Source organism: Chitinophaga nivalis (assembly GCF_025989125.1).
Taxonomy (GTDB): Bacteria; Bacteroidota; Bacteroidia; order Chitinophagales; family Chitinophagaceae; genus Chitinophaga; species Chitinophaga nivalis.
The window spans coordinates 2,398,181-2,421,839 of record NZ_JAPDNR010000001.1; the positions used below are offsets into that span (position 1 = coordinate 2,398,181).

Annotated in this window: 12 protein-coding genes; 5 read left to right on the forward strand and 7 right to left on the reverse strand. The window is 46.3% G+C overall.

Going from position 1 to position 23,659, the window contains the following annotated elements; genetic code table 11:
- Positions 1–41: 41 nt before the first annotated feature.
- The 4 genes from OL444_RS09880 to OL444_RS09895 form a co-directional block, all read right to left on the reverse strand.
- Positions 42–740: a DUF5683 domain-containing protein gene (locus tag OL444_RS09880; protein ID WP_264733377.1), complete on the reverse strand. Its 699-nt coding sequence runs from the start codon at positions 738–740 to the stop codon at positions 42–44.
- The gene (locus tag OL444_RS09885; protein WP_264733376.1) at positions 733–1,650 is read right to left on the reverse strand and encodes a ParB/RepB/Spo0J family partition protein; all 918 of its coding nucleotides are present in this window, start codon (positions 1,648–1,650) and stop codon (positions 733–735) included. The genes OL444_RS09880 and OL444_RS09885 overlap by 8 nt, the downstream gene beginning before the upstream one ends.
- Positions 1,634–2,455, reverse strand: a complete 822-nt coding sequence (locus OL444_RS09890; protein WP_264733375.1) for a ParA family protein — start codon at positions 2,453–2,455, stop codon at positions 1,634–1,636. The genes OL444_RS09885 and OL444_RS09890 overlap by 17 nt, the downstream gene beginning before the upstream one ends.
- Before the next feature lie 68 nt (positions 2,456–2,523).
- On the reverse strand, positions 2,524–3,204 hold the full coding sequence (locus OL444_RS09895; protein ID WP_264733374.1) for a metal-dependent hydrolase: 681 nt from the start codon (positions 3,202–3,204) through the stop codon (positions 2,524–2,526).
- Positions 3,205–3,726: 522 nt separating this feature from the next.
- Between OL444_RS09895 and OL444_RS09900 the strand changes: the two genes are divergently transcribed.
- On the forward strand, positions 3,727–4,992 hold the full coding sequence (locus tag OL444_RS09900) for a metallophosphoesterase (RefSeq protein WP_264733373.1): 1,266 nt from the start codon (positions 3,727–3,729) through the stop codon (positions 4,990–4,992).
- On the opposite strand, the gene OL444_RS09905 is transcribed toward OL444_RS09900, so the two are convergent.
- Entirely contained in the window at positions 4,989–5,114 is a 126-nt protein-coding gene (locus tag OL444_RS09905) for a hypothetical protein (protein WP_264733372.1), read from the reverse strand. The two genes, OL444_RS09900 and OL444_RS09905, sit on opposite strands and share 4 nt — an antisense overlap.
- Between OL444_RS09905 and OL444_RS09910 the strand changes: the two genes are divergently transcribed.
- From OL444_RS09910 to lon, 3 genes are all read left to right on the forward strand, one after another.
- Entirely contained in the window at positions 5,113–6,060 is a 948-nt protein-coding gene (locus tag OL444_RS09910) for a hypothetical protein (RefSeq protein ID WP_264733371.1), read from the forward strand. The genes OL444_RS09905 and OL444_RS09910 overlap by 2 nt on opposite strands.
- A 124-nt stretch (positions 6,061–6,184) precedes the next feature.
- The gene (locus OL444_RS09915; protein WP_264733370.1) at positions 6,185–6,793 is read left to right on the forward strand and encodes a porin family protein; all 609 of its coding nucleotides are present in this window, start codon (positions 6,185–6,187) and stop codon (positions 6,791–6,793) included.
- A gap of 288 nt (positions 6,794–7,081) precedes the next feature.
- A complete protein-coding gene (gene lon / locus OL444_RS09920) occupies positions 7,082–9,484 on the forward strand; it encodes an endopeptidase La (protein ID WP_264733369.1) in 2,403 nt (800 codons plus the stop codon).
- 163 nt (positions 9,485–9,647) lie between these two features.
- Here lon and OL444_RS09925 read toward each other — a convergent pair whose 3' ends face one another.
- Both OL444_RS09925 and ahcY read right to left on the reverse strand, forming a co-directional pair.
- Positions 9,648–10,379, reverse strand: coding sequence for a pyridoxine 5'-phosphate synthase (locus tag OL444_RS09925; protein ID WP_264733368.1), 732 nt, complete (start codon positions 10,377–10,379; stop codon positions 9,648–9,650).
- Between the two features lie 122 nt (positions 10,380–10,501).
- Entirely contained in the window at positions 10,502–11,830 is a 1,329-nt protein-coding gene (ahcY, locus tag OL444_RS09930) for an adenosylhomocysteinase (RefSeq protein WP_264733367.1), read from the reverse strand.
- 464 nt (positions 11,831–12,294) lie between these two features.
- Between ahcY and OL444_RS09935 the strand changes: the two genes are divergently transcribed.
- Complete coding sequence (locus OL444_RS09935) at positions 12,295–23,652, forward strand: Calx-beta domain-containing protein (RefSeq protein ID WP_264733366.1); 11,358 nt, start codon at positions 12,295–12,297, stop codon at positions 23,650–23,652.
- The last annotated feature ends 7 nt before the right edge of the window (positions 23,653–23,659 follow it).

Here is a 23,659-nt window from a genome sequence, read left to right on the forward strand (position 1 = left end):
ACCCTTGCTGGTTGTTAATGTTTATATGTGTGCGATGGCGATTAGCGGCCGGCAACGTACCGGTAGCTATTGTTCTTTTTGCCCCCCAGGGTAATATTAACCCCAACGCCCAGGGTGCGGTTGTTGATCAATGTAGGGGAGACGCGGATGCTCAGGTCATTGGACATGTCAAACGTCCTTAAGTGCGCAAACACGGTGGCATCTGCGATATTCAGGCCGTAGGCGAGGATAAAAAACAATACAGAATAATCCATATACTCCCGGAAGGTATCCCGGTTATATTTCAGCGACTCCGGATCGTAGATATTGTATTTGCCGTTAGGATCCGGAATGCCGGCTTTTTTCAAGCGGTAGGCATCACGGAATTCCTTGTAGGTTTTCATGTTGTCGATGAAGAAGTAGGTACAGGTACCAATAGCTGCATATATCAGCGGAATTTTCCAGTATTCCCGGTTGTAGGCCTGTCCCAGTCCGGGTATTACTGCCGAATAAAGGGCTGCTTTCCGCGGACTGTGCGGCAGTTTGGAATTGGCTACATAAAAGGTATCCCGGCTGATAGCCCTGGCTTTCAGGGTATCTTTTACGGGAACCGGTGTTGCCTGGGCAAGGGTATCTGCCACTGCTTTGACTACAGGATGTAGGGTGTCCTGGGCCTGTAACCGGCCTGCTGCCACAAGTGGCAATACTGCCAGTATAAGGTAACGCAGAAAATGAACTATGTTTCCAGCTTTGTTAGCCACCGTATATATCTATTTTTTCCAGGATGCTATCCAGTTCTTCATCTGAATAGAATTCGATCATAATACTGCCTTTCCCGCTTTTACCTCTTTCCAGCTTCACTTTCGTAGAAAAGTGAGAAGCCAGGTTATCCTGTATCTTCTGGAAAGCCGGCGATAACTTTACTTTGGCCGGTTTCTGCTGATTGGATTTATCTGCCTGGTTAATACGGCGTGCCAGTTCTTCTGTTTGTCTTACAGACAGGCCGTTTTTCAGGATTTCATTGTACAGGAAAAGCTGGTTTTCCACATTTTCCACACCGGTCAATACCCGGGCATGACCCATACTCAGCTGGGCATTACGTACAGCTACCTGAATATCCGGCGGCAGTTTCAGCAGGCGGATATAGTTGGTAACGGTACTTCTTTCCTTCCCCATTCTTTCTGCTACCTGTTCCTGGGTGAGGGTACATTCTTCCATCAGCCTTTTGTAGCTCAGCCCCACCTCAATCGCGTTGAGGTTTTCCCGTTGCAGGTTTTCCAGCAATGCCAGTTCCAGCAGTTCCTGGTCATTTACCTGGCGGATATAGGCGGGTATATCGTTAAGGCCCGCTTGTTTGCTGGCTCTTAAACGCCTTTCACCGGCAATGAGCTGGAACTTTTTGTTACTGATTTTGGCAACCGTGATGGGCTGGATAACATCGTGCAGTTTAATAGACTGGCTCAGCTCCTGTAAAGAAACCTCATCAAAGTCACGACGTGGCTGTTTCGGATTGGTTACAATCTGGTCCAGCGGAATACGTTCTATACCGGTAACACCTGCTACTACCTTATCGCCCAGGGCGCCGGAAGTGTGCTTCAGATCAGTATCAATGTTTTGAAGCAGTGAGCGGATGCCTTTACCCAACGCCTCTTTCTTACTTGGATTGGTCATCGTTTATAGCTAAGATTTTGTCTTTGGATTTAATTTGAGTGAAATTATGTTTCTGCAGGATTTCCTTGGCCAGGTTCAGGTAGTTGATTGCTCCTGTACTGGCTGCATCATACATAATCACCGATTTGCCGAAGCTGGGTGCTTCACCCAGTTTGGTATTACGGTGTATAATAGTATTGAAAACGCTTTCTTCGAAATGTTGTTTTACTTCATCTACCACCTGGTTGCTCAGACGTAAACGGCCATCGTACATGGTCATGAGAATACCTTCAATTTCCAGGGCCGTATTCAGTCTGCTCTGTACAATTTTAATGGTATTGAGTAATTTACCCAAACCTTCCAGTGCAAAAAACTCACACTGAACGGGAATGATTACGGAGTTGGAGGCCACCAGGGCATTTACCGTAATCAATCCGAGGGAAGGGGAGCAGTCTAAGATCACAAAATCATAATCATCCTGTACCGCATCTATCACCTGTTTCATCACTCTTTCCCGGCTTGGGTGGTTGATCAGTTCCAGTTCCGCACCTACCAGGTCTATATGTGAAGGGAGTACCTTCAGAAAAGGGGTATCCGATTCGAGTATCACGTCTTTGGCCTGAACATCGTTTACCATACAGTCATACAGACTTTGCTGCACATTGCGCAGGTCAAAGCCCAGTCCTGTGGTACTGTTAGCCTGGGGGTCGGCATCTACCAGCAATGTTTTAAATTCCAGCACAGCCAGGCTGCTTGCCAGGTTTATTGCACTTGTAGTTTTTCCCACGCCCCCTTTTTGGTTAGCGATTGCGATTATTCTAGCCATTGTGTAATTTAAAAATTCAAAGGTTTATTTATAGGATAAAGGATAAAGGAGTCTTGATCGCCTCGTCCTCAAACCTCTATGGTGCTGCCTATCGCCGGTAGTACCAGTTCCAGGCCGGCTGCCTTGAATTGTTGCAGGGCCGCTGCCTGGTCTATTTTAACGTAGCCGAACGTATCGTAATGTACCCCGATTATTTTCTTACAAGCTACCAGTTTGGCGGCTGCTATGGCATCCTCCACGCCCATGGTAAAATTATCACCTATCGGTAATACGGCAAAATCCAGCTGTGTGAAGGCCGGAATCAGCTGCATATCCAGTGTCAGGGCAGTATCTCCGGCATAATAAAAGTTGCCGGCTGCCGTAGTAAACACAAATCCCATGGGGTTGCCACCATAGGTACCATCCGGTAAACTGCTGGAATGATGAGCTACCACACATTTCACAGTTCCAAAATCAAACTGCCACTTGCCACCGGTATTCATGGGATGTACCTTCGTAAGGCCTTGTTTGCCTGCCCAGGTAATAATCTCAAAATTGGATACAACGGTCGCATTGGTTCTTTTGGCTATATCTACCAGGTCAGCCAGATGATCTTCGTGACCATGAGAAACAAAAATATAATCAGCCGTTACGCTTTCGATATCGATCTCTTTCGCCAGTTCATTATACCTGATAAAAGGGTCAAACAGGATTTTCTTACCCGCTATTTCTACTGCAAAGCACGCATGTCCGTAACAAGTATATTTCATCGTATAACTTATTTGAAGCAACTACGAATTTCAAATTAAGCAAGACGCATTATCCAGCAGATAAAATGAAGATGATTCCCTGTTATCTGTTGCCTAATGCGTAATCACTAATTTGAAATCCGTAATTTTTATCTCAATATTAATTCTTCATTTATAATTAAATGTAGCCCCAATCGGACAAAAATACAACGATTAGGTAAAATTCAGGCGCTGTAGTATATTTATTTATACACAAACTGTGCGCAAGACAGCCATTTCCATCTGTTAATGGGTTAGTAACTAGCCTGTTTCGGCAAGCGACAGATTTGTTATATTATTAATAATATTAACACGATGCCTGCCAGCCGGTTAGCCAGCAAATGTAGGAATTCTCCCCGCCCGATAAAAAAAATATAAGGAATGATACAATTCCGCCGCCATTTGATCGTCTGCTTATTATCCCCTGCTCCGGTTTTAACTTTTTAGACCCGATAACTTGGGGTATATTGCTCATATGTTATTTATCTATATTAATTAATAATAATGCGTCCGGGAATCAATTCGATCATTCTTGTCATCTTTCTCCTGTTATTGGATATATATGTTTTTCAGGCCATCCGTGCCATCGTATATACGTCTGCACCCCGTGTCAGAAACATTACCTATAGTATTTACTGGGTTATTTCCCTGGGTACGGTAGCCATCATCCTGTTACTGCCCTATATCAATTGGGAAAACTGGCCACCCACTTTTAAATCCTATGTCATTGCCCTGTTTATGGGATTGGTGGTAGCCAAGTTACTGATTACAGTCTTCCTGCTGGTAGACGACCTGCGGAGAGTTGTGTTGTGGCTGTTTCGCAAGATAGCTGGTGAAAAGGCCCCCGATACCACCGCCATAGCTGACGGTATTTCCCGCTCCCAGTTCCTCAACAAACTGGGCCTGCTGGCCGGCGGTAGTTTCTTTGCTACCCTGATGTATGGCCTGTCCAATAAATACAATTACCGGGTTCATAAAATAAAACTGGCCTTTAACCACCTGCCGGCTGCCTTTAAGGGCTTACGTATTGTGCAGTTGTCTGATATCCATTCCGGCAGCTTTGCCAACCGGGAGGCGGTATTAAAAGGAATTGAACTGGTAAATGCCCAGAAGCCGGACCTGGTACTGTTTACCGGCGACCTGGTGAATAATACGGCCGATGAAATGGAACCCTGGATGGATGTATTCAGCCAGGTGAAAGCGCCGATGGGTGTGTTTTCTACCCTGGGCAACCACGACTACGGCGATTATGTATTCTGGCCGGATAAAACACCGGATGGCCACAGCGTGATGCGGCAACAAAACCTGGAGAGGTTGAAGGCTGTGCACGGTGAGCTGGGCTGGAAACTCATGATGAATGAAAGCGTGACCCTGGAAAGAGGAGGCGAACAGATCGCTTTGCTGGGTGTGGAAAACTGGAGTGCTGTAAAACGCTTTCCCCGTTATGGCGACCTCAAGCGTACTTATGAAGGGGTGAGCCATATTCCATTTAAGATATTACTCTCTCACGACCCCACCCATTGGGATGCACAGGTACGGCCGCATTATCCGGATATTGCCCTCACCCTGGCGGGTCATACCCACGGGATGCAGTTCGGTGTTGAAATTCCGGGTTTCAAGTGGAGCCCTGCCCAGTACTTCTATAAAGAGTGGGCCGGCTTGTACAAGGAAGGCATGCAGCACCTGTATGTAAACCGGGGATTTGGTTTCCTGGGATATCCCGGCAGAGTAGGGGTATTGCCGGAAATTACGGTGATAGACCTGGTTTAAGCTGCCTCCGTCAGGCTGATCGACAAATAACCCGTATTGGGCTTTACTTTTCTGGTATTCGTCCCAATTGCGGCCAGCGGATAGGGAATAGCCACTATATTGTGTGCAGGTATCATTAACATGCGTCTGTATTGTTTCTTATTCTTGCTGCTATGTAGCCGTGCAGTAAATGGCCAGTCTTTAGCGGAGCTGGAACGACAACTGGATTCCCTTCTGCAGAAACAGGAGAAAAGCGAATTGTTGGTGGGGATCAGTTATGGAAATAATCCTGCTTATGCCAATAAAACGGCCGCATATGATAGTGCGCTGGTATTGAAAACGTTTCTCTCTCCTTCCGTTACCTATTATCATAAAAGTGGTTTTTATGGAAGTGTCAGTGCTTACTGGCTCTTGAAGGCCAGTAAGCAATCCCTGTATGAATGGGATCTTACTGCTGGTTACGACTATACGAAAAACAAGCAGTTTATCACCGGTATCTCCTATACCCGTTATCTCTTTGCCGATTCTGCCGACGTACCGGCTACGCCCATCAAAAACGAACTATATGCCTATTTCTATTTCCGCAAATGGTGGTTGCAGCCGGGTATCATCCTGGATTATGGCTGGGGCAAGATGGAGTCTAAAGACGACCGGAAAGGAATTGTATATGAAGATGTGAAGTCCGGTGGCTACCGGAAAACGTTGTACGGCAGCGACTTTAATGTAATAGCGGCCGTCAGGCATCCTTTCATTTTTTCTTCCCTGTTGCAGGAAGAAGACGCGCTGGTCTTTATTCCTTCGCTGGCGCTCACCATGGGTACCGATAATTATTACAGCAGCCTTAAAGCCATGCAATATCTAACACGTTCTCCCCTGTATAATAATAAAACTGTTGTATCGTTGCAGCAGGAAAAAGATGTGGCTGATCACAGAAAGTTTGAACCACGCGCCATAGACCTCACTCTTAATTTATCCTATGTAATTGGGAAAGTAAATGTAGCTCCTTCATTTACTGTTTTTAAGCTCTTATCCGGTACAGATAAGCGTTTACAGCAATATTTTACCGCCCGTATCACGTATGGTTTTTGAATGATAGGATAATTTTAACAAATAGCACGGAATTTGTATTTAAAGAAAATCCAATTGAAAGATAGGGGTAACTGTAAAGTGGGACGTCTATTTATTTTAACCATTATTAACAATACAAACTTTTATGAAAAAACTGTTTTTCGCCGTAGCAGTGTTACTGATCGCCACTGCAGCCAACGTTCATGCACAGGATAGATTATTGCGCTTTGGCGTAAAAGGAGGAGCCAACCTTGGAAAACTCAACGGTACCGGTTTTCAGGATGGATTCAAACTGGGTTATCACATTGGTGGTTTTGCACAATTGAATCTGGTAAAAGGTTTTGGTGTACAGGGTGAAGTCATCTTCTCTTCTACCAAAAACAAAACTACAGATGATTTCAAGCAAATCTTCAACACCAATAACCTGGAAGATAATGGCAAAAAAATTACGCTGAGTTATCTGAGCATTCCTATTCTGGCCAATATTGACCTGGGTAGTCCTCGTTTCAAATTGCAGGTAGGTCCTCAGTTCAGTGCTTTAGTAAGCGACAAAAAAGTTTTCGGTGCTGCCAATCAGGCGTTCAAAGGTGGTGACATCTCCGGTGTAGCTGGTCTGTGGCTGCAATTACCGATTGTAAACATCAGTGCACGTTACATCATTGGTTTCAATGACGTAAAAGGTATCAACACCGTTACCGACACCGGTAACTGGAAAAACCAGAGCATCCAGATTGGTGTAGGTGTAACCCTGTAATCATACAATCCGTATAAAGGGTAGTTTTTCAAGTATAAGAGGATAAAGGGGTTGGCAAAAAAGTAACTTACTTTTGGGCTAACCCCTCATCCTTTTCTAATACCATTGTTTTCCCCGTTGTTTTCCCTTCTCTGCAGATCTATCCGATGTGCCTCCCCCTTTGTGGCTGAGAAATTCTGACAGTGCGTCACTTGGCATCAAACTTGACTATGTAGGTGTACTTAAAAAATAGAGGACTTTACCAGGTATATCTGACAGAATGTCCTCATGAGGCTTTAAATATCTCAGATGAACAGATTTTATTTAGGAAATTCGGAAGATGAAATGGAGTTCATGCCTATTATCCCATTGAATGAAGACGGGGAAGGACAAGAGGATGAAAAAATTCCCGATGAACTGGCATTACTACCATTACGGAATACGGTATTATTTCCCGGTGTTGTACTCCCCATTACAGTGGGCCGGGATAAATCTATAAAAGCGGTGGCTGATGCGTACAAAACTGACAAAATGATCGGAGTTGTAGCGCAAAAAGACAGCACCATTGAAGATCCGAATGTAGCGGACCTCAGTAATGTAGGAACAGTGGCGCGTATTGTGAAACTGATCAAAATGCCGGATGGCGGCACCACTATCATTATCCAGGGTCGCAAACGTTTCAAGATCGACGAAATAATTGCAGAAGATCCTTACTTCAAGGCAAAAGTGACCATCCTGCTGGATGAAATCGTGGAAGATGATTCAGAATTTGAAGCATATGTTTCTTCCATTAAAGACCTGGCCGGACAAATCATTCAGTTATCTCCCAATCTGCCTTCTGAAGCCAGCATTATCCTGAAAAACATAGAGAATCCTTCTTTCCTGGTGCATTTTGTTTCTTCCAATCTGAATTCAGACCTGAAGGATAAACAGCAGCTGCTGGAGATCAACAACCTGCGCACCCGTGCGGAATTGCTGATGAAACTGTTGCAAACAGAATTGCAGCTGGCAGAACTGAAAAATAAGATCACCAACAAAACCAAAGCGGACCTCGACAAACAGCAACGGGATTATTTCCTGCAGCAGCAGATGAAGTCCATCAAAGAAGAGTTGGGCGGTGATAGCAATGACCGGGAGCTGAAAGAAATGAAGCGCAAGGCGGAAGACAAAAAATGGCCCGCCGCTGCAGCCGAAGCTTTTGCCAAAGGTATCGAGAAACTGGAGCGCATGCACCCCAGCACACCGGATTACAGCGTGGTATACAACCACCTGGACCTCTTGCTGGATCTGCCATGGGGTGAATATACCACCGACAGCTACGACCTGAAAAAAGCAAAGAAAATACTGGACCATGACCATTATGGCATGGAAAAAATAAAGGAACGTATCCTGGAATACCTGGCGGTACTGAAACTGAAAGGAGATATGAAATCTCCGATCCTGTGTTTCGTAGGCCCTCCCGGTATTGGTAAAACTTCCCTCGGCCGTTCTATTGCCAACGCGGTAGGCCGTAAATATGTACGGTTAAGCCTGGGCGGATTGCATGATGAAAGTGAGATCAGAGGTCACCGTAAAACCTATATCGGCGCCATGCCGGGTAGGGTAGTACAGTCGATCCGCAAAACCAAATCAGCCAATCCGGTGATGATCCTGGATGAAATAGATAAAATAGGTAATGATCTGCGCGGCGATCCCAGTTCTGCTTTACTGGAAGTACTGGACCCCGAGCAAAACAGCACCTTCTACGATAACTACCTGGAACTGGAATTTGACCTGAGCAGGGTATTATTTATTGCCACTGCCAATAATATCGGCGCCATTCACCCGGCACTGCGCGACAGGCTGGAAATCATTGACCTGAGTGGTTATTCCATCGAGGAAAAAGTAGAAATCGCCAAACGGCACCTGTTGCCCAAACAGAAAGAAGCCCATGGCTTAAAAGACACTAAATTCCGTATAAGCAACAGCGTTATAGAGCATATCATTGCAGATTATACCCGGGAGAGCGGGGTGCGTGAACTGGACCGGCAATTTGCTTCCATTATGCGTAACCTGGCGAAGGAAGTGGCCCTGGAGCGTCCGTTGCCGGAAGCTGTGACCGATGCCACGATCCAGAAAATACTGGGCAAACCGCGGTATTCCAATGAAATCTATAAAGTAGGAAATCCTCCCGGCGTAGCAGTAGGCCTGGCCTGGACCTACGTAGGAGGCGACATCCTGTTTATTGAAAGTAGTCTGAGTGAAGGGAAGGGGGAACTGAAACTGACCGGTAACCTGGGGAATGTGATGAAAGAATCTGCCGTTACCGCCCTGAGTTATCTGCAGGCCCATGCAGCTGAATGTAAGATAGATCCGAAACGCTTAAAGGAAAAGAACATACATGTGCATGTACCGGAAGGTGCTGTGCCTAAAGACGGTCCCAGTGCAGGTATCACCATGCTCACGGCACTGGCGTCCGCATTCACCGGCCGTAAGGTAAAATCCTATCTGGCTATGTCAGGCGAAATTACGTTGCGCGGACAGGTATTGCCGGTAGGCGGGATCAAGGAAAAGATACTGGCCGCCAAAAGGGCAGGTATCCGTGAAATTATCCTGTGCTGGCAAAATGAAAAGGATATCAAGGATATCAACCCGGCTTACATCAAGGGAATGAAATTCCATTATGTACGGGAAATGAACCAAGTGCTGGATATTGCGTTATTAAAGAAGTAACTGCGTGTATCATTGCTGCCAGTCATAGCGGCAACCTAAATAAAGTTCATATCGGTTTAGTTGTGACCCCGATATGCAACATGTTGATTGTTTTAAGGGTTAAAATAAAGCCATTCCGGAACAACGGAATGGCTTTATTATTTGGTGGAATATGTTGGAAATATTAGTCTATCAGCTGGCGTTTGTACAGCTGTATGGTATTTTCCAGGCCGAAGTAGATGGCATCTGCCACCAGTGCATGTCCGATAGACACTTCTTTCAGCTGGGGGATGTGCAGTTTGAAGAACCGGAGGTTATCCAGGTTGAGGTCATGACCGGCATTAAGATCCAGGCCGATCGCCGTTGCTTCGCGGGCGGTATTTTTATAATCGTTGAACAGCTGCAGGTTTTGCGGCTGTGTACGGGCATTCGTATATTCTTCTGCGTAAGGACCGGTATACAGTTCAATGCGGTCAGCGCCGGCACTTTTGGCACCTGCTACTTTGTCTGGTTCCGCATTCAGGAAGATAGATACCCGGATACCATTCCTTTTTAATTCGGAGATCACTTCTTTCAGTTGCGACTGGTGTTTGATGGTATCCCAGCCGGTATTGGAAGTGATAGCATCCGGTGGATCCGGTACCAGCGTACATTGGTGGGGTTTCACCTCCAGTACGAGGTCCATAAAGTCTTTGGACGGATAGCCTTCAATGTTGAATTCGGTCGTAACGAGCGGTTTCAGGTCGCGTACATCCTGGTAACGGATATGGCGCTCATCCGGGCGCGGGTGAACAGTAATGCCATCGGCTCCGAACTGTTCACAATCACGGGCTACTTTTAATATGTCCGGAATATTGCCGCCACGTGCGTTTCGTAGGGTCGCAAACTTGTTAATGTTTACACTCAGCTTTGTCATGTTGCAAAATTACTTTTAAAAGCATAAAGCACAAAGCCATCAGGGAAGAGATGACAGCGTTTTGTTGTATGCGCCTGCATCCTGCTCTGATGGCTTTGTGCTATATATGATCTGCGTACTTACTAGTATCTGTAGTAATCAGGCTTGAATGGGCCTGCTACCGGAATACCGAGGTATTCAGATTGAGCAGTGGTCAGTTCGTCCAGTTCTACGCCTACTTTTTTCAGGTGTAAACGGGCTACTTTTTCATCCAGGTGTTTAGGCAGTACGTAAACTTTGTTTTCGTAGTTGCCAGCATTGGTCCACAGTTCCAGTTGAGCCAATACCTGGTTGGTGAAAGAGTTACTCATTACGAAAGAGGGGTGACCAGTAGCGCAACCCAGGTTTACCAGGCGGCCTTCAGCCAGCAGGATGATATCTTTACCATCGATGGTGTATTTATCTACCTGTGGTTTGATTTCGATTTTGGTGTTGCCGTAGTTTTTGTTTAACCAGGCTACATCGATTTCGATATCAAAGTGACCGATATTGGAAACGATACATTTATCTTTCATCAGTTTGAAGTGCTCGCCGGTGATGATATCGCGGCAACCAGTAGTGGTAACGATGATATCCGCTTCTTTCACGGCATCTACCATTTTCTTCACTTCGTAACCTTCCATCGCTGCCTGTAAAGCACAGATAGGATCGATTTCTGTAACGATTACACGGGCACCAGCACCTCTCAGTGATTCAGCAGAACCTTTACCTACGTCACCGAAACCAGCAACAACGGCTACTTTACCGGCAATCATTACATCGGTAGCGCGACGGATCGCATCTACGCAGGATTCGCGGCAACCGTATTTGTTATCAAATTTGGATTTGGTAACAGAGTCGTTGATATTGATAGCAGGGATAGGTAAGCTGCCGTTTTTCATACGCTCGTACAGGCGGTGAACACCGGTAGTGGTTTCTTCACTCAAGCCTTTCACGTGCTGGATCAGCTCAGGGTATTTGTCCAGTACCATGTTGGTCAGGTCACCACCATCGTCCAGGATCATGTTCAACGGACGATCTGCACCACCGAAGAACAGGGTTTGTTCAATACACCAGTCAAAATCCTGCTCATTTAACCCTTTCCAGGCGAAAACAGGAATACCCGCAGCGGCAATAGCAGCAGCAGCATGATCCTGTGTTGAAAATATATTGCAGGAACTCCAACGTACTTCAGCACCCAGATGTACCAGTGTTTCGATTAAAACAGCCGTTTGAATGGTCATATGCAGGCAACCGGCAATGCGGGCGCCCTGGAGAGGTTTGCTGTTACCATATTCTTCTCTTAAAGACATCAGTCCGGGCATCTCTGCTTCGGCCAGTTCTATCTCCTTGCGACCCCAGGCCGCGAGGGACATGTCTTTTACCTTATATTGAAGGCTAAAGTCAATGTTAGATTTCGCAATTGTAGACATTCTTAATTATTTTTTGCAAATCTAGGGTTATTTTAACTTTTATCATAATAACCCGGTCGTATGCCTGCAGTGGAGGGTATAAATTTTTGTTAATCATCTTCTTAGCCTCTCTTTTCTTTCTCTTCTCATAAAATAATTTGATTAGATATAAATTATATTATAGATTTGCTAATTAAAATATATGATTTAATATTTAATTATTGAGCTGTAGTATACAGGTGAAAGAGCATATATAAATATTATAAACCATATAGCGCCCAAAACGCGTTATTTACTCGCCATTCTTATATTGATATTTTTTTAATAATTGCCGGCAGCTGGTTTTTCATGTTCATAGAAGGGGAAGAACATTTGAGAAGACGCCGGGGGAGCCAATTAGTTAAAACACATATAGGTTTTATAAAGACTGCTTTACACATTTTCGATTAAAGATCTATATGTATAAATAGAAATTACACGCTTATATGTTACTCCTATCCTATCCTAAGAAAGAAAGAAGGGATGTTATGCTCTTTTGGTTGAGGCTGACATTGTTACTACCAGGCTTATTACTGATAGTTTTCTCCGGTCTGCAGGCGCAGACAGTTCGGGTGATCAACCCCAACGGAGGCAACACCGCTTCGGACGGATTAAGAATAGAGATAGATGCAGATGGCCCCAATGCCGGAAATTACCGCATCTACCGCAACGGCAAATGCGAAACCTACCGGGGCTCCATAGACCCGGGAATTGTTCCCTCCCTGATACTGGTAAAACAGATACCCCGCGTGGTCAGCTCAGAAGTACGGCCTTCCGTATGTGAGGTGTCCGACGTACTGGGTGCAGGTACCACCGCCAATCCTTACCGCATTAATATCATTGGTACCATTGATCCTGAACCGGCTGCTACTTTTCAGAAAGGAGCCCTTATTACCACCATCAGTTATGTAAAAGGAGATCCTTACTTTATACTCGACTTCACACTCAATTCCAATCAGTCTGGTTATACACCTTACCTCTATCTTTCTGAATATACAGTGATGCAACAGGAGCTGCATCCTGCCGACCCGGATAACCCCGGTGCGGAAAGCTGGTGTGCCCATGGTTTTATTAATGGCGCAACATCTCCTTCACTGGTAGGGCAATTCAGAACAGCGACAAGTTGTGCCGCTTACAACACACCACTCACACATGTATATGCTGCCCAAAGCGGCTTCAGCTCTTATTATGCCGGTGATGAATACCTGCGTAACGAGAAACAGAATGAAATAGATCTTTATAATACCAACAGGCAAAACGTTGTAACCAACTACAACCGCGGTCTTGCCGTAGCACTGAATATGGGATATAAATCTCCTGCCAACGCCGCCATTGGTGGCGCTGTAATGGTAGGATATGGCTCCCAGACAGATTTCAGCGATTATGAACAACTACGTACAAACGTACTCGTTCCCCGGGCCACCAGCAGCGGCAGCACACCCATCACAGTAGAATTTGCTTCCGCGACAGCTGTTGACGATGAAGGCAGTACCAACCACGCACCGGCCAGTCTTAAACTACGCGTAGTTACTGGTGGTGTTCTCAAAACGCCTGCCTATCTGAAAATGGTAGTAGGCAATGCCGGCACTGCTGTTGCCGGCACTGATTATTCCATGCAGGAAGGTTATATGATTCCTGCTAAAACCTACACAGCAGGCGAGATTATCTCCCTGGATAATGTAACTATCCATGGTAACAACAGACTGGAATATAGCCGTAATCTTACCTTTGAACTGGTACCCACCTGTAGTCCCATGGTGTTGGTAGGGGCACAGAAAACCTGCGCCTATACCATCAAAGACGATGAGCCCAGAGACCTCACCCTCAAAGTACCTATGGCTATTGCGGAAGGTACTACTGGTGTGGGTAAGGTATCTCTCCCTACAGGCGTACTTACCTCTCAGAAAATATGGGTGAAGCTGCGCCCGGATGCTACCTCCACAGCATTGCTGAATGATGACTACCTGATTCCGGACAGTGTGCTGATAGATATAGGCAAGTCGGATGCAGACATCATGATCAAAGTGTTGAATGATAAAATCCTGGAGAAGGAAGAGTCCCTGAAACTGGTGGCAGCAGCAGATGTGATGGGACAGTTCCAAACGACTACCGGCGATGCCACCAAACTCCTGGATGATACCCGTAACCAGTCAGAATATACCGTGATCAGCGTGCTGAAAAGCGCTACGCTGCCGGAAGGTTATAAAGGCAAACTGAAAGTAAGTCTGCCGGATGGCGTCACCACCGATATTCCTGTTACCGTTAATCTCACTACTTCCGGTACGGCTACCTCCGGCCTGGATTATGAGATTACCCCGGCATCGGTTATCCTCACAGGCCATGAGATAGAAGTAGACCTGGACATAAAACCAGATACCCGCATCGAAGGCAATGAAACCCTGAAGATAGTACCTGCTTCTTCCGATCCTACAGACATCGGTTTCAAAGAGATGGCAGCCGATATCATTATTAAAGATGCCCAGCTCCCTGCCACCATTACTTTACACCTGTCTAAAATCAGTATTGAAGAAGGACAGTCTGCTGACCTGTGGGCGGAACTGCCGGCAGGGCTGACAACTGACATTCCTATCGACGTGAAGATAGATACGGGTACCACTTCTACGGCGCTCACCGGCAGCTACAGCGGCTTACCGGCATTGATTAAAATCCTGCCGCCGGGTAATGTCCCCGTGAAGTATCCGATTACCGCAACAGTGAATAAAGTATGGGATGATGACCGTTACCTGATTATCAATGGTAGTACTACTGACAATGGTATTGTGATTGGCGACAGTGTGAAATTATCAATAACAGATAAAACAGCAGGACAGCCAAAGCTGCTCACGCTGAAAGCAGATAAAGCGAATTTAAAAGAAGACGACAGTACTAAGTTTACGATCGCATTGCCTACTGGTTACTCATCCGCCAAAGACATCGTGATTAGTTTAAGTAAAAATCCGACAGGTACCGAAGCCAGTGATGGCGACTTTGAATACGTACAGTCACAAATCAAGCTGCCTGCTTTTACCAATAATGTACTGACGGATTTCACAGTGATCCGCGCCAAAAAAGACGGGATCATCGAGAAAAAAGAGGCGTTATATATTGCCGGTAATGCTACCGGTTATACCGTAGCAGATGCGAAAGTGGAGATTGAAGACCAGACGCGGCTGAATCCGGCCAATACCGTGGTGACATTTGCTGCCGCCGCACAACACCTGAATGAAAAAGGCGCGCCGGAAAATACCACGATTACCTTCAACCTGCCGGCGAATATAACTACGGAGATACCGATTAAAGTAAAACTGCCGCAGATAACAGGAACGGCTACACGTACGGATGACTATCAGCTGTTACCGGAAGTGAACTTCACCGGTACCGGTGGTAGTGCCCTGTTAACGGTAGTGGCAGATAAGCTGATAGAAGGACTGGAGGATTTTAAAATCACCGCAGCAGTGAGTGATGAAGAAACCACACCGTATACCATGGTAGGCAATAGCCTGGACTTCGATATTAAAGATGACCAGTTACCTGCTACCGTGACATTACATCTTTCTAAAAACACCATTGAAGAAGGTACTACTGCTGACTTGTGGGCAGAACTGCCTGTTGGTGTCACCACTGCTATACCGATCGTGGTAAATATTACTCCCGGAACTACCTCTACTGCCATAAACACTAGTTACAGCGGCCTGCCGGCACAGATTAAAATCCTGCCGCCTGGTAATGTACCTGTAAAATATCCGATAACTGCCATCGCAAATAAAGTATGGGATGATGACCGTTACCTGATCATCAACGGTAGTACTACTGATAATGGTATCGTAATGGGGGACAGTGTGAAATTATCGATGGTCGATAAAACCACCGGTCAACCGAAACTGATTACGCTGCAGGCAGATAAAGCAAACTTAAAAGAAGACGACAGTACGAAATTCACGATCACATTGCCTGCCGGTTATACCGCTGCCAAAGATATCGTGATCAGCCTGCGTAAAAATCCGACTGGTACTGAAGCCAGTGATGGTGACTTTGAATATGTACAGCAGCAGATCAAACTGCCGGCTTACACGAATAGTACGCTCACCGCTTTCACAGTGATCCGCGCCAAAAAAGACGGGATCATCGAGAAAAAAGAAGCATTATATATTGCCGGTGATGCTACTGGTTATACCGTATCAGATGCCAAAGTAGAGATTGAAGACCAGACACGCCTGAACCCGGCCAATACGGTGGTGACTTTTGCTGCCGCGGCACAACACCTGAATGAAAAAGGCGCGCCGGAAAGCACAGTGATTACTTTCAAGCTGCCAACGAATGTGACGACGGAGATACCGATCAAAGTTAAACTGCCGCAGATAACTGGTACGGCTACACGTACTGATGACTATCAGCTGTTGCCGGAAGTGAACTTCACCGGTGCCGGTGGTAGTGCACAGTTAACAGTAGTGGCAGACAAGCTGATAGAAGGGCTGGAAGATTTTAAAATCACCGCAGCGGTGAGTGATGAGGAAGCCACATCGTATACCATGGTAGGTAATAGCCTGGACTTCGATATTAAAGATGACCAGTTACCTGCTACGGTGACATTACATCTTTCTAAAAATATCATTGAAGAAGGTACTACTGCCGACCTGTGGGCAGAACTGCCTGCTGGTGTCACCACTGCTATACCAATCGTGGTAAATATTACGCCCGGAACTACCTCTACAGCCTTAGGTACTAGTTACAGCGGTCTGCCGGCGCAGATTAAAATCCTGCCGTCTGGTAATGTACCCGTGAAATACCCGGTAAAAGCGATTGAGAATAAAGTATGGGATGATGACCGTTACCTGATCATCAATGGTAGTACTACCGATAATGGTATTGTTATTGGTGACAGTGTGAAATTATCGATGGTAGATAAAACCACCGGTCAACCGAAGCAGATTACCCTGCAGGCAGATAAAGCCAATGTAAAAGAAGACGACAGTACGAAGTTTACGATCACATTGCCTGCTGGTTATACCGCTGCGAAAGATATCGTGATTAGTCTGCGTAAAAATCCGACAGGTACTACCGCCAGTGATGGCGACTTTGAATATGTACAGCAGCAGATCAAACTGCCAGCTTACACGAACAGTACGCTCACTGCTTTCACGGTGATCCGTGCTAAAAAAGACGGGATCATTGAGAAAGCAGAGGACCTGTATATTGCGGGCGATGCTACCGGTTATACCGTATCAGATGCGAAAGTGGTGATTGTAGACCAAACACGTCTGAACCCGGCTAATACGGTGGTGACTTTTGCTGCTGCCGCACAACACCTGAACGAAAAAGGCGCACCAGAGAACACCACGATTACTTTCAACCTGCCGGCGAATGTGACGACAGAAATACCGATTAAAGTAAAACTGCCGCAAACAACGGGTACGGCTACTGCTGGTACCGACTATCAGTTGCAGCCGGAAGTGAGCTTCACTGGTGCTGGTGGTAGCACGCTGTTGGCGGTTACAGCCGATCTGCTGATAGAAGGCCTGGAAGATTTCCGTATTGCAGCCTCCGTAAGTGATGAAGAGACTACGGCTTATACGATGGTAGGTAACAACCTTGATTTTGATATTAAAGATGCCCAGCTGCCGGCTACTATAACTTTACATCTTTCCCAAAACACGATAGAGGAAGGTTCCACTGCTGACCTGTGGGCAGAACTGCCTGCCGGTGTCACCACTGCTATACCAATCGTGGTAAATATTGCAGCAGGTACGACTTCTACCGCATTAAGCAATAGTTACAGTGGCCTGCCGGCGCAGATTAAAATCCTGCCACCAGGTAATGTACCTGTGAAATACCCGGTAAAAGCGATCGAGAATAAAGTATGGGATGATGACCGCTATCTGATCATCAATGGTAGTACTACCGATAACGGTATTGTGATCGGCGACAGTGTGAAATTATCCATGGTAGATAAAACCACCGGTCAGCAAAAGCTGATCATCCTGCAAGCAGATAAAGCAACTGTAAAAGAAGACGACAGTACGAAATTCACGATCACATTGCCTGCCGGTTATACCGCTGCTAAAGACATCGTGATTAGTCTGCGTAAAAATCTGACGGGTACCACCGCTAGTGATGGCGACTTTGAATATGTACAGCAGCAGATTAAACTGCCGGCTTACACAAATAGTACGCTCACTGCTTTCACTGTGATCCGTGCTAAAAAAGACGGAATCATTGAGAGAGCCGAGGACTTGTATATTGCAGGCGATGCTGCCGGTTATACCATATCAGATGCGAAAGTGGTGATTGTAGACCAAACGCGCCTGAACCCTGCCAATACGGTGGTGACTTTTGCTGCTGCCGCACAACACCTGAATGAAAAAGGCGCACCGGAGAACACCGTGATTACTTTCAAACTGCCGGCGAATGTGACGACGGAAATACCGATTAAAGTAAAACTGCCACAATCAACCGGCACCGCTACGTCTGGTACCGACTATCAGTTGCAACCGGAAGTGAGCTTCACGGGTGCTGGTGGTAACACGCTGTTGACAGTTACACCTGATTTGCTGATAGAAGGCCTGGAAGATTTCCGTATTGCAGCCACTGTAAGTGATGAAGAAACTACGGCTTATACGATGGCAGGTAACCTCCTTGATTTTGATATCAAAGATGCCCAGTTGCCGGCTACCATTACTTTACATCTTTCTCAAAACACGATAGAAGAAGGTTCCACTGCTGACCTGTGGGCAGAATTACCTGCCGGTGTTACCACCGCTATACCGATCCTGGTAAATATTACAGCAGGTACCACATCTACTGCCTTAAGCAATAGTTATAGTGGGTTGCCAACGCAGATTAAAATTCTGCCACCAGGTAATGTACCTGTGAAATACCCGATAAAAGCGATCGAAAATAAAGTATGGGATGATGACCGTTACCTGATCATCAATGGTAGCACTACCGATAACGGTATTGTGATCGGCGACAGTGTGAAATTATCCATGGTAGATAAAACCACGGGTCAGCAAAAGCTGATCATCCTGCAGGCAGATAAAGCAACTGTAAAAGAAGACGACAGTACTAAGTTTACGATCACATTGCCTGCCGGTTATACCGCTGCGAAAGATATCGTGATTAGTCTGCGTAAAAATCCGACAGGTACAACCGCCAGTGATGGTGACTTTGAATATGTACAGCAGCAGATCAAACTGCCGGCTTACACGAACAGTACGCTCACTGCTTTCACGGTGATCCGCGCTAAAAAAGACGGAATCATTGAGAGAGCCGAGGACTTATATATTGCGGGTGATGCCACGGGGTATACCATATCAGATGCGAAAGTGGTGATTGAAGATCAGACACGCCTGAACCCTGCCAACACCGTGGTGACTTTTGCTGCTGCCGATCAACACCTGAATGAAAAAGGCGCGCCGGAAAGCACTTCCATTACTTTCAAATTACCGGCCAACGTTACTACGGAAATACCGATTAAAGTAAAACTGCCGCAAACAACGGGCACGGCTACATACGGTACCGACTATCAGTTACTGCCGGAAGTAAACTTCACAGGCACCGGTGGTAATACCTTACTGGCGGTTACACAGGATATACTGGTAGAAGGTCCGGAAACATTCCACCTCGCACCAGTGGTGAGCGATGAAATGGGTACCGTTTACACCCTGGGAGGCAATCCCCTCGATTTTGATATCAAAGATGAACAGTTCCCATTAACAGCACCGATTATACTTAGCGGCGCTCCGGACACTATACAGGAAGGCGCTATTGCCGGCACAAAGATTACGGCTACGCTGCCCAACGGATGGATAGCTGGTAAAGATCTGACGGTACAGCTGAGTAAAGACGCCGCGGCATCTACTGCTGCCGATAGCCGTCATAGCAGTATCCCGGCAGTGATCACCATTAAAAACGGTACCAAGGCCGGCGTAAGCACACCAATTACAGCCACGCTGAATGATGTGATGGATGATGCCGCCAGCATCCGCCTGGAAGGTAACAAAGGCATCGCGGAACTGCCGGTAACAGGTACGACTGTATATATTAAAGATAGTACCGCTAACCTGCCAGGCGCCAGAACCCTGACCCTCACACCCGATCGTACCCTGGTACCGGAAGGACAGCCCGTGATGGTGACCGTGAAAATGCCATATGCCTCTACCAAAGACGTATTGGTAAATCTGCAGGTAGATAACAGCACGGAAGCAAGTGCAGGTTCAGATTATAGCTTTACGACACCAGTCTTCCGCCTGGATGCCGGTAAAAAGACAGCCGTGTTTGAGCTGATAAAAACAGCAACAGATAATATCCTGGAAAAAAATGAAGCCGTAAAAGTAAATGCTAACGCTAGTGGTTATACGATCAATAACCTGAATCTGGTTGTTCAGGACCAGACCCGTCTACTGCCAGCCAACCTGGTGCTGACCACTACGGTGTTCAAATCACCACTGACGGAAGGCGACAATGGCCCGGTAACGATCAGCTTACCGGCTGGTATCACCACGGAAGTACCGATTACCATCCAATTACCACATACCGGTGGCAAAGCAGAAGCGGGTATTGATTACCTGTTAAGTAATACCGCAGTACTGGCCAGCGGTAACAGCACACAAACCGGCCTGACGATCAACAAGGATAATTTCACAGAAGGTCCGGAAGACTTTACCATTACGGCCAAAGCAACAGATGGTATCAGTAATTATACCATGCAGCCTTTACACCTGGTGATTGAAGATGATCCGACACAATATCCTTTGCCAGCCCTCATTGAACTGAGCAGCAATACCGATAAAATAGATGAAGGCGGCGCCGGTGTAATCCTGAAAGCACAATTGCCCAACGGTTTACAGGCTGGTCATGATATCGTGATACATATCAGCAACGACCCGGCCCGTTCTACCGCAGACGTACAGGATCATAATACCTTACCGGTTCCTTTCGATATCATTATTAAGAAAGGAGCAAGAGAAGGGGTGGCTGCATTTGAATTCAAAGCGAAAAAAGACCTGGTACTGGAAGAAGATGAAACCTATACCTTCATTGGTACTACCGATGATCCGGTGAATAGGAAAGTAGGCGATAAAAACATTACCATCCTCGATAGAACCCATGATGATCCGGCTACCGGATTTATACATATCTCGTCCTTATCACCGGATACACATGTACTGGAAGGGAACGTATACCACGCGAAAGTAAGCCTCGCGCCGGGTGTGACTTCTTCCAGGGATATCCGCATAGGACTGGCGATTGGTGGCAGTTCAGTAGCAGGTGCAGACGATATCATGAATATGCCGGCTACGGTTACCATTCAGGCCAACGTACCGTATGTGTCATTCAGCTTTGTGGCGAAGAAAGACTTTGTATTGGAGAAAGCTGAATTGCTGCGGATTGTAGCTATGCCGCTGAACTACCCGGGTATGAAAGGAGATAGCCTGGCTGTTATCATCGATGATGTGACTTCCCTGAATCCGGATAATCTGAAAATGGAAATGCGGATTGATTCTTCCGTAGTACATGAAGGTAGTAAGACAGCCGTAACATTTGGGTTTGTCAATGATCAGATTACTTCTGCCGAAAATATTAAAATAGCCATCGCCACACAGGCAGGTATCACTAATACAGATGCTGCTGATTACAGTGGCCTCCCGGATGAAGTGACCCTGGCTGCCGGTAACCATGATAAAACCGTACAACTGCATATAACGGCAGATAATGTACTGGAAGGCGACGAGCAGGTACAGTTCACAGCTAAACTGCTGACAGCCGGTTATACTATTAAACAACCAGGGTTACTGCTGATACCGGAAACCGGTGATATGCTGGTAACACTGAGCAAAACAAAAGATGCCGCTGAACCAGCCACACACGGTGCTTACCTGATTAAACTGCCAGGTACGTCTACCGCGGCTGCGGATGTGAAAGTGGTATTCTATGTAAGCAGCATTATCGGTACCACCAATATTGCACCGATTCAGACGGCTGTAAATATCCCGGCGGGTAAAAACAGTGTAGCCGTTCCCGTAAATGTGATTGATAACAATGTGATTGAAGGGGATGAAGAAGTACGGGTAGCATTAATGCTGGCGCAGATGAAACGTTTCAATAAAAACATGGCGCTGGATGTAAACGATCAGGATACCGTGACGCTGATCGTACATGATGACGAAAGTGATGCAACAGGTCCTAAAGCGGTCAGCCGCGAAATGCTGATAGAAAAAGTAGCAGATGCCGCAGAACCAGCTGTTCCCGGCTCCTTCCGGATTCGTTTTACAGATGCTGCTTTATCTGCCGTAAAAGATGTGGTAGTAAACTATACCATTGCCGGAGATGCCGTAGCAGACAGCCGCTACAAAAAACTGAGCGGACAGGCTACTATTCCTGCCGGACAGCATAGCGCAACAGTAGTGGTAACACCGATCGATAATAATATTGTAGAGGGAGATGAAAGTGTAGACCTGACATTACAAAAAGTTAGCAGTACGCTGGCAGGTGTCACCTGGCCTTTATCCAAACAGACTACCGCGGAAGTAATCATTCATGATAATGATACCCTGGTACTGGATCTGACAACTAATGTGACAACGGCTGCAGAAGGAGAAGCCGTATCGTTTACGATGAAGTCCGTGAATAAAGCAGCGCACGATATGCCGATCCGCCTGAAAGTGACGCAGGACGCTGCCCGCAAGTTCACTGCCAGCGAAGGAACTGTGAATGGCGACATGATCACCGTTACATTACCGGCCTTACAAACGGAACACACCTTTACGATCACCGCTACCGACAATGATGTGAATGATGACGATGGTTATCTGAAAGTGGCGATACAACCCTATACCGGTAACAATGGCGGACCATTGTACAAACCCGGAACAGCTGCGGAGAAAGAGGTGGTGATCACAGATAATGATCCGCTTACCCTCCAGTTTGCAGCAGATAAATTCAGTGTGAAGGAAGGAAATATGGGAGATCGTAATCCACTGAATTTTAACCTGAAAATGAACCGGAAGAGTTCCCGTCCGATTACTATCAGCTTTGATTTTGAAGCATCAACTGATGGGGTAGAATATCCGTTTATGGGTTACAAAGCTACACCGGGCGTAGACTTCGACAATACCGTGAAACAGGTGGTAATACCAGCTTATGAAACCATGGCGAAGGTACCGGTGACGATTATTGGAGATACCATTTTTGAGCAAAATGAAACATTTGTATTGAAAATGAATGCCGTGAGCGTGCCTTCCGGAAAGTATGTACCGGTAATCGGCGACCTGACCAAAGCCACGGGCGTTATCCTGAATGATGATCCGATGTGTCGCCCTTGTGATGCTGACGGCGATGGTTTGAGTAATGAAGAGGAAGATATCAATGGTAATGGTGATCCGTTTGATGACGATACGGATGGAGATGGTATACCCAACTTCCTGGACCTGGATTCTGATGGTGATGGCGTACCGGATTCCGTAGAACGCTTTACCACCGACAAGCGCTACATCGATAATAACAAAAATAAAATCAGGGTACATCCGGCGATATCTCCGAATGGCGACGGACAGGGAAATGACGTGATGTACATTGAAAACATCGAGAAGTATCCGAAGAATGAAGTGGTCATCTTTAACCGCTGGGGAGGTACCATTTTCAGACTGAATAACTATGATAACAAGGTCAATAACTTTAAAGGACGCGCCAATGCCGGTGGTAATGTAGGCGCGGATGTACCGGATGGTTCTTATTTCTACAACATCGAAATATGGGCAGATGGTAAACAGGAACGTTATACCGGGTTTATTGTAATCAAACGTTAATGAATAA